Origin of the sequence: Bradyrhizobium sp. A11, from assembly GCF_042077125.1 — a bacterium.
GTDB classification, from domain to species: Bacteria; Pseudomonadota; Alphaproteobacteria; order Rhizobiales; family Xanthobacteraceae; genus Bradyrhizobium; species Bradyrhizobium japonicum_B.
Map to the genome: position 1 here is coordinate 6,430,920 of NZ_CP149509.1, position 12,633 is coordinate 6,443,552.

Consider the following 12,633-nt stretch of genomic DNA (forward strand, 5'->3'; position numbering starts at 1 on the left):
GTTATCTAACCTCCGTCGTTCCGGGGCGATGCAACGCATCGAACCCGGAACCTCGAGATCCCGGGTTCGCTTCGCGCCCCGGGATGACGCTTCGCGTCACTTCTTCACCAGCGGACAGCGCGACTGCTCCAGCGGCTGGAACGCCTCGTTGCCGGGCACGGTGGCGAGCAGCTTGTAATCGTCCCAGCGGCCCTTCGACTCCGACGGCTTCTTCACCTCGAACAGGTACATGTCGTGGATCATGCGGCCGTCCTCGCGGATCTTGCCGTTCTTGGCGAAGAAGTCGTTGATCGGCGTCTCCTTCATCACCTTCATCACGGCGGCCGCGTCGGTCGTGCCGGCCGCCTTCACCGCCTTCAGGTAATGCGTGACGGAGGAGTAGACGCCGGCCTGCGCCGAGGTCGGCGGCCGCTTCACGCGCTCCTGGAAGCGCTTGGAGAAGGCGCGGGTCTCGTCGTTCATGTCCCAGTAGAACGCTTCCGCCAGCAGCAGCCCCTGCGCGGTCTCGAGGCCGATCGAGTCGATGTCGGTGACGAAGACGAGCAGCGGCGAGACCTTCTGGCCGCCCTTCATGATCCCGAACTCGGCCGCCTGCTTGATGGCGTTGACGGTGTCGCCGCCGGCATTGGCGAGCCCGATCACCTTGGCCTTGGAGGCCTGCGCCTGCAGCAGGAAGGACGAGAAATCCGAGGTGTTGAGCGGATGGCGCACGCTGCCCAGCACCTTGCCGCCGGTCTTGGTCACGACGGCACTGGTGTCCTTCTCCAGGTCCTGGCCGAAGGCGTAGTCGGCCGTGAGGAAGTACCAGCTGTCGAGGCCCGTCTTCACCGCTGCAAGGCCGGTCACATTGGCCTGGCCGTAGGTGTCGAACACGTAGTGGATGGTGTAGGGACCGCAGGCCTCGTTGGTGAGACGGATCGAGCCCGGCCCGTTGAACATGATGATCTTGTTGCGGGCCTTTGCGATCTCGCCGGCCGCAAGCGCGGTCGCGGAGGCCGCGACGTCGTAGATCATCTCGACGCCCTGATTGTCGAGCATGTCGCGGGCGATGTTGCCGGAGAGATCGGCCTTGTTCTGATGGTCGGCCGCGAGCACCTGGATCTTGCGCCCCAACACTTCGCCGCCGAAGTCCTCCACCGCCATCTTGGCGGCGGTCTCGCTGCCGGCGCCGGTGATGTCGGCATAGAGGCTCGACATGTCCAGGATGCCGCCGATCTTGAGAGGCGGCTTGTCCTGGGCCTGCGCGGCGCTCGCATTGAGGGCAAATGCAGCGGCAAAAATGCCCGACAAAATAGTCTTCATGGAAAACGATCTCCCTTATCGCGCCGTGCTCTGATGGCGGCTTGGTTATTGCTCTTGGCTGGTTCTTGGTTGGCTCTTGGCATCGCTGTTGCCGCAATGCTGTTGCCGCAATCATGCCGCATGCGCAAGAGCGCAGCAAGCGCGAGCGACGATGCAAATGAATGATCAATCGTGCGCTTTCCGCAAAACGGAATGGCAGATAGGCGCAAGGGTTTCCGCATCATTGCGTGCAGCAATGACGAAGCTCCACGCTCTCTGCCGTAGGGTGGGCAAAGGCGCGCTCTTTGCGCCGTGCCCACCACCGCCCGTGCGATTGGCAAAGACGTGGGCACGCTTCGCTTTGCCCACCCTACGAGGGCCCCTTCGTGGTCGGCGTCGTTTGAGTTAAGATCGAGGCATAACGCAACCTCTCCGGGTCACGTGACGCAACTGCTTCATCTCAGCGTCGTCTTTCTTCTCATCGCGGGTCATACCGCGTCTGCTGCGCCGTGCCAGTTCGAGTCCCAGGGCGAGGGCCGCGTTGCCGCCATCGTCGATGCGCGCAGCTTCCGTCTCGACGACGGCCGCGAGATCCGTCTCATGGGGATCGAGCCCATTGCGACGACGAAGCAGGCACTGGCATCTCTGCTCGCCGGCCGCGACGTCAGGCTCCGCGGCAGCGACGACACGCCGGACCGCTATGGCCGTCAGGGCGCGCTGGTCTTCATCGGCGAAAGCGACAATCCGGTGCAGGCCATGCTGCTGGCCCAGGGCGAGGCCATGGTCTCCGCCGAGATCACGGACAGCGACTGCGCGGCCGCCCTGATGGCGTCGGAAGCAGCGGCACGGCGCCAAAAAAAGGGCAGTTGGGCTGACCCGTCGGCCATAAAAAACGCGGAAAGTCCGGACGATATTTTGGCAGGGATCGGGCGCTTTGTGGTGGTCGAGGGCAAAGTCCTGTCTGTCCGGCAAGCTGGGGCAACGACCTACCTCAACTTCGGACGAAGCTGGACACGAGGCTTTGCGGCGACTATCTCCAAACGCACGCTGCCGGCGTTTGAAAGCGCTGGAATTTCCCTTAAGTCCTTGGAGAACAAGCGTATTCGAGTTCGGGGCTGGGTTGAGGGGAATACGGGGCCGCGCATCGACATACGCCTCGTAGGACAGGTCGAGTTGCTGGGCGCAAACGAGCCGACAGGGGTAAGGCCTTAAAACAGGCCGGACACGGGTTAAGCGACGTGAATGGGGTGCTAGAACGGCACGGACGAGGTGATGGCCGCCGCCTGCGGGCTGCGTCGGCTGCGCTTGGCCTTGTCCTGAGCACAACGCTGGCGGGTTGCGGCGATATGGGCCGGTTCCAGGCTGCCGCGACCCCTCCGGCCGTCGCGATGCCCAAGCCCAAGCCGGCCGTCGCGCAGACCCCCGCCACCGAGAAGGAGCACGAGCGCATCCTGGGGAGCTATGGCGGAACCTATGACGATCCCAGGCTCGAAGCACTCGTCAGCAAGACCGTCGACCGGCTGGTCGCGGCGTCCGACCGTCCCGACCAGGGCTACAAGGTCACCATCCTCAATTCCGGCGCGGTGAACGCCTTCGCGCTGCCGAACGGCCAGCTCTATGTCACGCGCGGGCTGCTGGCGCTGGCGAGCGACACCTCGGAACTGTCCTCCGTGCTCAGCCACGAGATGGCGCATGTGCTGTCCAAGCACGCGGCGATGCGCGAGGACCAGGCGCGCCAGGCCGCGATCGTCACCCGCGTCGTCACCGACATGAGCAACGATCCCGATCTCACCGCGCTGGCGCTGGCCAAGACCAAGCTCACCATGGCGAGCTTCTCGCGCAAGCAGGAGCTCGAGGCCGACGGCATCGGGGTGGGCATTTCCGCCAAGGCGCATTTCGATCCCTACGGTGCGGCGCGCTTCCTCTCGGCGATGGAGCGCAATGCCGAGCTGAAGGCCGGCAAGTCCTCGCTCGATCCACGCGCGCAGGATTTCACCTCGTCGCACCCGGCAACCCCGGAGCGCGTGCAGAACGCGCAGAACATCGCGCGGCAATACACTGCGCCGGAAGGCGCCGAGCGCGACCGCGAGAGCTATCTCGCTGCAATCGACAACCTCGTCTACGGCGAGGACCCCAGCGAAGGTTTCGTCCGTGGCCGCCGCTTCCTGCATCCGAAGCTCGGCTTCACCTTCCAGGCGCCGGAGAATTTCACGCTCGACAACACCGCGCAGGCCGTGATCGGCGTGCGCGAGGGCGGCGCACAGGCGATGCGCTTCGACGTGGTGCGCGTGCCGGCCGAACAGTCGCTCGGTGACTATCTGAACTCCGGCTGGATGGAGGGCGTCGAGAAGGCGTCCACCGAGGACATCACCATCAACGGCTTCCCGGCCGCGTCGGCCACCGCCAAGGGCGACCAGTGGCAGTTCAAGGTCTACGCGCTGCGCTTCGGCAGCGACGTCTATCGCTTCATCTTCGCGGCACGGCAGAAATCGACCGAGAGCGAGCGCAACGCGCGCGAGACCGTCCAGTCGTTCCGCCGCCTGACGCTCGACGAGATCCAGGCCGCCCGCCCGCTCCGCATCAAGGTCATCACCGTGCAGCCGGGCGACACCGTGGAATCGCTGTCCCACCGCATGTCCGGCGTCGATCATCCCGCCGAGCGCTTCCGCGTGCTCAACGGCCTCGATCGCACCGCGCAGGTGAAAGTGCGCGACCGCGTGAAGATCGTGGCGGATTGAGGCAACGGCCGGTGCCGTAGGGTGGGCAAAGCGAAGCGTGCCCACCAACTCTTTCAATCATAATCAAATGGTGGGCACGGCGCGATGCGCCTTTGCCCACCCTACGACACCTGCGATGCGGCGACGACGCGAGCCTATCGCCCCGCGTCCATGTCGCCGGCCTCGCGCTGGCCGCTGAGCCAGAGTGCCAGCAGGGTCCAGAACGCGCCGGAGAGCAGATACGCCCCCGAAGCGATGACGCCGAGATTGGTGGCGAGCAGCAACGCGACCAGCGGCGCGAAGCCGGCGCCGAACAGCCAGGCCATGTCCGAGGTCAACGCCGAGGCGGTGTAGCGATAGGCCTGCTTGAAGTTCGAGGCGATCGCACCGGAGGACTGGCCGAAGGACAGGCCGAGCAGGATGAAGCCGATCACCATGTAGATCGTCTCGCCGAACGCGCCGGCATCGAGCAGCTGCGGGGCAAAGCCGCTATAGATCGCGATCGCGATCGCCGATCCCATCAAGAGCGATTTGCGCCCGACGCGGTCGGCGATGATGCCCGAGGCCACGATCGCGCCGACGCCGAACACGGCGGCGACGATCTCGATGATCAGGAAGCGCACCGGGCTCTCGTGCGTGAACAGGAACACCCAGGACAGCGGAAACACCGTGACCATGTGAAACAGCGCGAAACTCGCGAGCGGCGCGAACGCGCCGAGCATGATGGTCTGGCCTTCGCGCGCGACCGTCTCGGAGATGCGCGCCGGCTGCAATTCGCGGGTCTCGAACAGCGTGGCATATTCCTCCGTCGTCACCATGCGCAGGCGCGCGAACAGCGCCACCACGTTGATGGCAAAGGCAACGAAGAACGGATAGCGCCAGCCCCAGTCGAAGAAATCGTCGGCCGACAGATTGCCGGCGAAATAGGCGAACAGCGCGCTCGCCACGATCAGCCCGAGCGGAGCGCCGAGCTGCGGCACCATCGCGTACCAGCCGCGCTTGGAGGGCGGCGCATTCAGCGCCAGCAGCGAGGCCATGCCGTCCCAGGCGCCGCCCCAGGCGAGGCCCTGCGCGATGCGCGCCAGGGCCAGCAGCCAGATCGCGGCGACGCCGATCTCGTGATAGCCGGGCAGGAACGCCAGCGCGACGGTCGCGGTGCCGAGCAGGAACAGCGCCGAGATCAGCTTGGCGGTCTTGCCGTAGGCACGGTCGACCGTCATGAAAATGACGGTGCCGATCGGACGCGCCATGAAGGCCAGCGCGAAGATCATGAAGGAATAGAGGGTGCCGGTCAGCTCGCTCGCGAACGGGAATACCAGGCGCGGGAATACGATCACCGAGGCGATCGCGAAGACGAAGAAGTCGAAGAATTCCGAGGTGCGGCCGATGATGACGCCGATGGCGATCTCGCCGGGGCTGGCCTGGTCATGGCCATGCTCGCCCGTGTGGAGGTCTGCCATTGCGGGGGTCTGTGCCGTCGCCATGCGTGCGCCCTTAACGTCCTGAAAATCAAAGCCGACTGCCCGGCGGGCGCCGGGCAATCTGGCCCTGTCTGACCCAACCTCCCGCACTGCAACATTGGACAAATTGTCCAATGTCCGGATTGTTGCGCCGCAGCTACCCGTTGCTCCCGCAAAAGAAACTCATTCTCAAAGGCTCGGCCCGTGTCTCGTCTCAAGATCCTGGCGCTACTACCTCTGGCTGCCGCGCTCACCGGCTGCGACTACGTCGTGCTGGCACCGGCCGGCGATATCGCAGCCCAACAGCGCGACCTCGTCGTCATCTCCACCGTCCTGATGCTCCTGATCGTCCTCCCGGTGATGGCGCTGACCGTGCTGTTCGCCTGGCGCTATCGCCAGTCCAACACCGCGGCCCGCTACGAGCCTGAATGGGACCACTCGACCGCCCTCGAGCTCGTGATCTGGTCGGCGCCGCTCTTGATCATCGTCTGCCTGGGGGCGCTGACCTGGATGGGCACGCATCTGCTCGACCCCTATCGCACGCTCGGCCGCATCCATGCCGACCGCGCCGTGGATCAGGCCAAGGCTCCACTCGAGGTCGACGTCGTCGCGCTCGACTGGAAATGGCTGTTCATCTACCCGGACTACGGCATCGCCACCGTCAACGAGCTCGCAGCTCCCGTCGATCGCCCGATCACCTTCCGCATCACGGCGTCCTCGGTGATGAACTCGTTCTACATCCCCGCGCTCGCCGGCCAGATCTACGCGATGCCGGGCATGGAGACCAAGCTCCACGCGGTGGTGAACCATGCCGGCACGTATAAGGGCTTCTCGGCGAACTACAGCGGCGCCGGCTTCTCCGGCATGCACTTCAACTTCCGGGGCCTCGACGACAAGGGCTTCGACGCCTGGATCGCGCAGGCCAAATCCGCCGGCGGCTCGCTCGGCCGCGCCGAATATCTCCAGCTCGAGAAGCCCAGCCAGAACGAACCGGTGCGGCGCTGGGGCACCGTCGATGCCGATCTCTACCGCCTGATCCTCAACATGTGCGTCGAGACCGGCAAGATGTGCCAGAGCGAGATGATGGCGATCGACGCCAAGGGCGGCGCCGGCCATCAGGGCCTGAACAACACCCTGCCGCTGGCCTACGACAAATACGCCCGCCGCGGCACCGCACTTGGGCCCGAGCCGAGCTTCGTCGCCGGCACCTGCACGCCGGATGCGCCGCAGGGCAGGACCACCGCGTCCATCACGGCTCCCGTCGACACCGCGCCGCTGCTCGGCGCCGGCCTGAAGCGGCCCTCGTTCACGCCGCTGAAGTCCTCGTCCTTCTTCCTCGGACAACGTCCCAAGTCCGACTCCTGAAGTCAGATTCCTAAAGAGAATTCGCATGTCTCCTGATCTTCCCAAGCTCATCTTCGGCCGGCTCGGCTTCGAATCGCTGCCGCTGCACGAGCCGATCGTCGTCGGCACCTTCGTGGTGGTCGCGCTCGGCGGCGCCGCATTGCTCGGCGGCCTCACCTATTTCCGCCTCTGGGGCTATCTCTGGCGCGAATGGTTCACCACGGTGGACCACAAGCGCATCGGCATCATGTACATGATCCTCGGCATCGTGATGCTGCTGCGCGGTTTTGCCGACGCGCTGATGATGCGCGGGCAGCAGATGCTCGCCTTTGGCGGCTCCGAAGGCTATCTCAACGCCCATCACTACGACCAGGTCTTCACCGCCCACGGCGTCATCATGATCTTCTTCGTGGCGATGCCGCTGGTCACGGGGCTGATGAACTACGTCGTGCCGCTGCAGATCGGCGCGCGCGACGTGTCGTTTCCGTTCCTGAACAATTTCAGCTTCTGGATGACGGTCGGCGGCGCGGTGCTGGTGATGGCCTCGCTGTTCATCGGTGAGTTCGCCCGCACCGGCTGGCTGGCTTATCCCCCGCTGTCGAACATCGGCTACAGTCCCGATGTCGGCGTCGATTATTACATATGGGCGCTGCAGGTCGCCGGCGTCGGCACGACGCTGTCCGGCATCAACCTGATCTGCACCATCGTCAAGCTGCGCTGCCCCGGCATGACCATGATGAAGATGCCGGTGTTCACCTGGACCTCGCTCTGCACCAACGTCCTGATCGTCGCCTCCTTCCCGGTCCTGACCGTCGTGCTCGCGCTGCTGTCGCTCGACCGCTACGTCGGCACCAACTTCTTCACCAACGATTTCGGCGGCAGCCCGATGATGTACGTGAACCTGATCTGGATCTGGGGCCACCCCGAGGTCTACATCCTGGTTCTCCCGGCGTTCGGCATCTTCTCCGAGGTGACCTCGACCTTCTCCGGCAAGCGGCTGTTCGGCTACACCTCGATGGTCTACGCCACGGTGGTCATCACCATCCTGTCGTACCTGGTCTGGCTGCATCACTTCTTCACGATGGGTTCGGGCGCCAGCGTCAACTCGTTCTTCGGCATCACCACGATGATCATCTCGATCCCGACGGGCGCGAAGATGTTCAACTGGCTGTTCACGATGTATCGCGGCCGTATCCGCTACGAGCTGCCGATGATGTGGACCATCGCCTTCATGCTGACCTTCGTGATCGGCGGCATGACCGGCGTGTTGCTCGCGGTGCCGCCGGCCGACTTCGTGCTGCACAACAGCCTGTTCCTGATCGCGCACTTCCACAACGTGATCATCGGCGGCGTGGTGTTCGGCGCATTCGCCGGCATCTCCTACTGGTTCCCGAAGGCGTTCGGGTTCAGGCTCGATCCGTTCTGGGGCAAGCTGTCGTTCTGGTTCTGGGTCACCGGCTTCTACCTCGCCTTCATGCCGCTCTACGTGCTCGGCCTGATGGGCGTCACCCGCCGCCTGCGCGTGTTCGACGATCCGTCCTTGCAGATCTGGTTCGTCATCGCCGCGATCGGCGCCGGCCTCGTCCTGCTCGGCATCATGTGCATGCTGATGCAGTTCGCGGTCAGCTTCCTCAGGCGCGAGCAGCTCAAGGACGTCACCGGCGACCCCTGGGATGCCCGCACGCTGGAATGGGCGACCTCCTCGCCGCCGCCGGACTACAACTTCGCCTTCACCCCCGTCGTTCACGACAACGACGCCTGGTGGGACATGAAGCGCCGCGGCTACCAGCGCCCCCTCACCGGCTTCAGGCCGATCCATATGCCCAGCAGCACCGGCACCGGCATCATCCTCGCCGGCCTCGCCACCGCGATGGGCTTTGCTCTGGTCTGGTACATGTGGTGGCTGGCGGCGCTGAGCTTCATCGCGATGCTCGCCGTCGGGATCGGCCACACCTTCAACTATCACCGCGACTTCGACATTCCGGCTGAAGACGTCATCCGGACCGAGGACGCGCGCACCAAATTGCTCGCCGGAGCCAAGTAAATGACTGTCGCCGTTCATCCCTCGCAGACCGGCGAGCCGGTCTTCTACCTCGCCGACGAGCATCCGCATCCGGAGGGCTGGAGCACCTCGCTCGGCTTCTGGATCTACCTGATGAGCGATTGTCTCATCTTCGCGATCCTGTTCGCCACCTTCGGCGTGCTCGGCGGCAATTACGCCGCCGGCCCGGCGCCGAAGGACCTGTTCGACCTGAACCTGGTCGCGGTGAACACCTCGATGCTGCTGCTGTCGTCGATCACCTACGGCTTTGCGATGCTGACGATGCAGCAGAACAAGGTCGCCCAGACGCAAGTCTGGCTGGCGATCACCGGCCTGTTCGGGGCCGCGTTCATCGGCATCGAGCTCTTCGAGTTCGCCCACATGATCCACGAGGGTGCAACGCCCCAGCGCAGCGCCTTCCTGTCCGCGTTCTTCACCCTGGTCGGCACCCACGGCCTGCACGTCTCCTGCGGCCTGATCTGGCTGGTGACCTTGATGGTGCAGGTCGGCAAGTTCGGCCTGATCGAGGCCAACCGTCGCCGCCTGATGTGCCTGTCGATGTTCTGGCACTTCCTCGACGTGGTCTGGATCGGCGTCTTCACCTTCGTCTATCTCCTGGGAGTTCTGCGATGAGCACCAACAATCACGCCGCCCACGCCGACGATCATCACCACGAAGGCAACCACGCTCACGGCACGTTCTCGAGCTACATGCTCGGCTTCGTGCTCTCGGTCGTGCTGACCGCGATCCCGTTCTGGCTGGTGATGAGCGGCGCGCTGCCGAGCAAGCAGGTCACGGCGTTGGTCATCATGGCCTTCGCGGTCGTGCAGATCGTCGTGCACATGATCTACTTCCTGCACATGAGCACGGCGTCCGAGAACGGCTGGACCATGATGGCGCTGATCTTCACCGTCGTCATGGTGGTGATCGCGCTGTCGGGTTCGCTGTGGGTGATGAGCCACCTCAACAGCAACATGATGCCGATGCACCAGATGAGCGGAATGAAATGAGCGAGGCCGGGACCGTGACGGACAGGAAAGGTGCGCCGTGCAAGGCCGCGCGTGCCCCTTCCCTGTGGCTCACGGTCCTCTCGCTTGTTGCCTTCGTCGTTCTGATCGCGCTCGGAATCTGGCAGATCGAGCGCCGCGCCTGGAAGCTGGCCCTGATCGACCGCGTCGAGCAGCGCGTCCATGCTCCGGCCCAGCCGCCCCCCGCGGCCGCGTCATGGCCTGCGGTTTCCGCCGCTACCGACGAATACAGGCACGTCCGCCTCACCGGCCGCTTCCTGCATGACCGTGAGACACTAGTTCAGGCCGTCACCGAGGAAGGCCCGGGCTATTGGGTGCTGACGCCGCTTCTGCGCGAGGACGGCACGCAGGTCCTGATCAATCGCGGCTTCGTGCCGTCGCAGCGGCGTGACGCATCGACCCGCCGGGACGGCAATCCGGACGGCCAGGTCGAGATCACCGGCCTGCTCCGCATCACCGAGCCCAAAGGCGGGTTCCTCCGAGACAACGTGCCCCAGCACAACCGCTGGTATTCGCGGGATGTCGCCGCGATCGCGACGGCCCGCGGCCTGCACGACGTCGCACCTTTCTTCGTCGATGCCGACGCCCGATCACAATCCGCTGGCGGTCCCGTCGGCGGATTGACCGTGGTGCGCTTTCCCAATAACCACCTGATCTACGCGCTGACGTGGTTTGCCCTGGCCTTCATGTTGGCCGGCAGGCTTGCCGTCACATTCGGCGGCGGGCTGTTCCGCCGCAACAGAGCCCTGAATGGCTTCGTCCACCAACCCGCCGGCGGCCCTGATGCCGCCGCGCGCAGGACGGGATCAGATGCTGGAACGATCGTCGAGCCGACCTGACGACGGGAAGACGCTTCCCCACACCCTTGCTCATGACGGCCTGGCCGTCACGCTGCAATCGCAGGCGGACGCGCGCAGCGAGCTGATCGGCCCCACTCCGGCCAGCGACGAGACCAACCGCAAGAACATGGCGCTGCTGATCCAGCTGCGCTGGACCGCGGTGGTCGGCCAGATCGTGACCATCGGCGCCGTGCATTTCGGCCTCGACATCCCCCTGCCATTGGAGCGGATGGGCGCGGTGATCGGCGCGCTGGTGCTGCTCAACGTCTCCAGCCTGATCTGGGTGCGCCATCGCGCCGCGATCACCAACAACGAGCTGCTGGTCGCCTTGATGCTGGACGTGGCCGCGCTGACCGCGCAGCTCTATCTCAGCGGCGGTGCCACCAACCCCTTCACCTCGCTGTTCCTGCTCCAGGTGACGCTCGGCGCGGTGCTGCTCGATGCCCGCTCGACCTGGTCGCTGGTCGCGCTGACCTGCGCGAGCTTTGTCTGGCTGACCCTGGCCTACCGGCCGCTGGATTTGCCGCCCAATCCACTGAGCGAGACCTACACCCTCACCGTCCTCGGCATGCTGGTCGGCTTCGTGCTCAACGCCGTGCTGCTGGTCGTGTTCGTCACCCGCATCAATCGAAACCTGCGCGAGCGCGACGCGCATCTGGCGGCGCTGCGCCAGCATGCCGCCGAGCAGGACCACATCGTGCGCATGGGCCTGCTCGCCTCGGGCGCGGCGCATGAGCTCGGCACCCCGCTCGCCTCGCTCTCGGTCATCCTCAGCGATTGGCGCCGCATGCCGGATCTTGCCGCCGACCAGGAGCTCGCCGAGGACCTCGCGGAGATGGAGACATCGCTGCAGCGCTGCAAGTCGATCGTGACAGGCATTCTGGTCTCGGCCGGCGAAGCGCGCGGCGAAGGCTCGTCGCCGACGACGGTGACGGCCTTCGTCACCGCCCTGGTCGACGAATGGCGCAACGCGCGCTCGGCCCGGACGCTCTACTTCGTCAATACGTTCGGCGCGGACGTTGCCATCGTCTCCGACATCGCCTTGAAGCAGGTGATCTTCAACGTGCTCGACAACGCCTATGAGGTCTCCCGCGACTGGGTCGAGCTCGTGGCCGAGCGCGAGGGCGACAACCTCGTGCTGTCGATCTCTGACCGCGGCCCCGGCTTTGCGCCGGAAATGCTGGCTCAGCTCGGCAAGCCCTACCACTCCAGCAAGGGCCGCGCCGGCGGCGGGCTCGGCCTGTTCCTGGTGGTGAACGTGGTGCGCAAGCTGGGCGGCACCGTGATTGCGGAGAATCACAGGAAGCGCGGCGCCACGGTACGCCTGACGCTGCCGCTGGCAACGCTGGCGATCGGAGGGAATTTTGACGCCTGACCGTTCACTCATCGTCGTCGAGGACGATGCCGGCTTCGCGCGAACGCTGAAGCGCTCGTTCGAGCGCCGCGGCTACGACGTCGTGCTGGCCGCCTCGATCGAGGAGGTGCGCCAGGTGCTGGAGCAGCGCTCCTTCGGCCATGCCGTTGTCGATCTCAAGCTTGGCGGCGCCTCGGGCCTTGCCTGCGTCGAGCTGCTGCACGCACACGACCCCGACACGCTGATCGTGGTGCTCACGGGCTTTGCCAGCATCTCGACTGCCGTGGAGGCGATCAAGTTGGGCGCCTGCCACTATCTCGCAAAACCCTCGAACACGGACGACATCGAAGCCGCCTTCACCAAGGCCGCGGGAAACGCCGAGGTCGCACTCGATGCACGGCCGACCTCGATCAAGACGCTGGAATGGGAGCGTATCCACCAGACCCTGATCGAGACCGATTTCAATATTTCGGAGGCGGCGAGGCGCTTGGGCATGCACCGGCGCACGCTGGCAAGGAAGCTCGAGAAGCGGCCGGTGAAGTAGGAGCGCGTCGAGGCTCCTCCTGCTT

At 65.1% G+C, this 12,633-nt stretch carries 11 protein-coding genes; 9 read left to right on the forward strand and 2 right to left on the reverse strand.

Annotated elements, in window-relative coordinates; all coding sequences use genetic code 11:
* Nucleotides 1-96 precede the first annotated feature (96 nt).
* Entirely contained in the window at nt 97-1,302 is a 1,206-nt protein-coding gene (locus WI560_RS30265; RefSeq protein ID WP_257179430.1) for an ABC transporter substrate-binding protein, read from the reverse strand.
* 420 nt (nt 1,303-1,722) lie between these two features.
* Here WI560_RS30265 and WI560_RS30270 point away from each other — a divergent pair, with 420 nt between their 5' ends.
* Nucleotides 1,723-2,493: a thermonuclease family protein gene (locus WI560_RS30270; protein ID WP_375306096.1), complete on the forward strand. Its 771-nt coding sequence runs from the start codon at nt 1,723-1,725 to the stop codon at nt 2,491-2,493.
* 134 nt (nt 2,494-2,627) lie between these two features.
* A complete protein-coding gene (locus tag WI560_RS30275; protein WP_375306097.1) occupies nt 2,628-4,019 on the forward strand; it encodes a M48 family metalloprotease in 1,392 nt (463 codons plus the stop codon).
* Nucleotides 4,020-4,153: 134 nt separating this feature from the next.
* On the opposite strand, the gene WI560_RS30280 is transcribed toward WI560_RS30275, so the two are convergent.
* Nucleotides 4,154-5,482, reverse strand: a complete 1,329-nt coding sequence (locus WI560_RS30280; RefSeq protein ID WP_257179426.1) for an MFS transporter — start codon at nt 5,480-5,482, stop codon at nt 4,154-4,156.
* A 180-nt stretch (nt 5,483-5,662) separates the two neighbouring features.
* Between WI560_RS30280 and cyoA the strand changes: the two genes are divergently transcribed.
* From cyoA to WI560_RS30315, 7 genes are read left to right on the forward strand one after another with little or no spacing between them, the layout of a single operon-like run.
* A complete protein-coding gene (gene cyoA / locus WI560_RS30285; protein WP_375306098.1) occupies nt 5,663-6,823 on the forward strand; it encodes a ubiquinol oxidase subunit II in 1,161 nt (386 codons plus the stop codon).
* Between the two features lie 25 nt (nt 6,824-6,848).
* On the forward strand, nt 6,849-8,846 hold the full coding sequence (cyoB, locus tag WI560_RS30290; RefSeq protein WP_375306099.1) for a cytochrome o ubiquinol oxidase subunit I: 1,998 nt from the start codon (nt 6,849-6,851) through the stop codon (nt 8,844-8,846).
* Nucleotides 8,847-9,476: a cytochrome o ubiquinol oxidase subunit III gene (cyoC, locus tag WI560_RS30295; RefSeq protein ID WP_257179422.1), complete on the forward strand. Its 630-nt coding sequence runs from the start codon at nt 8,847-8,849 to the stop codon at nt 9,474-9,476. It abuts the gene before it with no gap.
* Complete coding sequence (cyoD, locus tag WI560_RS30300) at nt 9,473-9,853, forward strand: cytochrome o ubiquinol oxidase subunit IV (protein ID WP_375306100.1); 381 nt, start codon at nt 9,473-9,475, stop codon at nt 9,851-9,853. The genes cyoC and cyoD overlap by 4 nt, the downstream gene beginning before the upstream one ends.
* Entirely contained in the window at nt 9,850-10,710 is an 861-nt protein-coding gene (locus tag WI560_RS30305; RefSeq protein WP_375308945.1) for an SURF1 family protein, read from the forward strand. The genes cyoD and WI560_RS30305 overlap by 4 nt, the downstream gene beginning before the upstream one ends.
* The gene (locus WI560_RS30310; protein ID WP_375308946.1) at nt 10,682-12,085 is read left to right on the forward strand and encodes an ATP-binding protein; all 1,404 of its coding nucleotides are present in this window, start codon (nt 10,682-10,684) and stop codon (nt 12,083-12,085) included. Before WI560_RS30305 ends, WI560_RS30310 begins: the two co-directional genes overlap by 29 nt.
* Complete coding sequence (locus tag WI560_RS30315; protein ID WP_257179418.1) at nt 12,075-12,608, forward strand: response regulator transcription factor; 534 nt, start codon at nt 12,075-12,077, stop codon at nt 12,606-12,608. The genes WI560_RS30310 and WI560_RS30315 overlap by 11 nt, the downstream gene beginning before the upstream one ends.
* The last annotated feature ends 25 nt before the right edge of the window (nt 12,609-12,633 follow it).

What these genes read in the sequence shown, in the direction of transcription:
- WI560_RS30265 (WP_257179430.1), bottom strand. Translation starts at nt 1,302, where the DNA reads ATGAAGACTATTTTGTCGGGCATTTTTGCCGCTGCATTTGCCCTCAAT.
- WI560_RS30275 (WP_375306097.1), top strand. Translation starts at nt 2,628, where the DNA reads ATGGGCCGGTTCCAGGCTGCCGCGACCCCTCCGGCCGTCGCGATGCCC.
- WI560_RS30280 (WP_257179426.1), bottom strand. Translation starts at nt 5,482, where the DNA reads ATGGCGACGGCACAGACCCCCGCAATGGCAGACCTCCACACGGGCGAG.
- cyoB (WP_375306099.1), top strand. Translation starts at nt 6,849, where the DNA reads ATGTCTCCTGATCTTCCCAAGCTCATCTTCGGCCGGCTCGGCTTCGAA.
- cyoC (WP_257179422.1), top strand. Translation starts at nt 8,847, where the DNA reads ATGACTGTCGCCGTTCATCCCTCGCAGACCGGCGAGCCGGTCTTCTAC.
- cyoD (WP_375306100.1), top strand. Translation starts at nt 9,473, where the DNA reads ATGAGCACCAACAATCACGCCGCCCACGCCGACGATCATCACCACGAA.
- WI560_RS30305 (WP_375308945.1), top strand. Translation starts at nt 9,850, where the DNA reads ATGAGCGAGGCCGGGACCGTGACGGACAGGAAAGGTGCGCCGTGCAAG.
- WI560_RS30310 (WP_375308946.1), top strand. Translation starts at nt 10,682, where the DNA reads ATGCTGGAACGATCGTCGAGCCGACCTGACGACGGGAAGACGCTTCCC.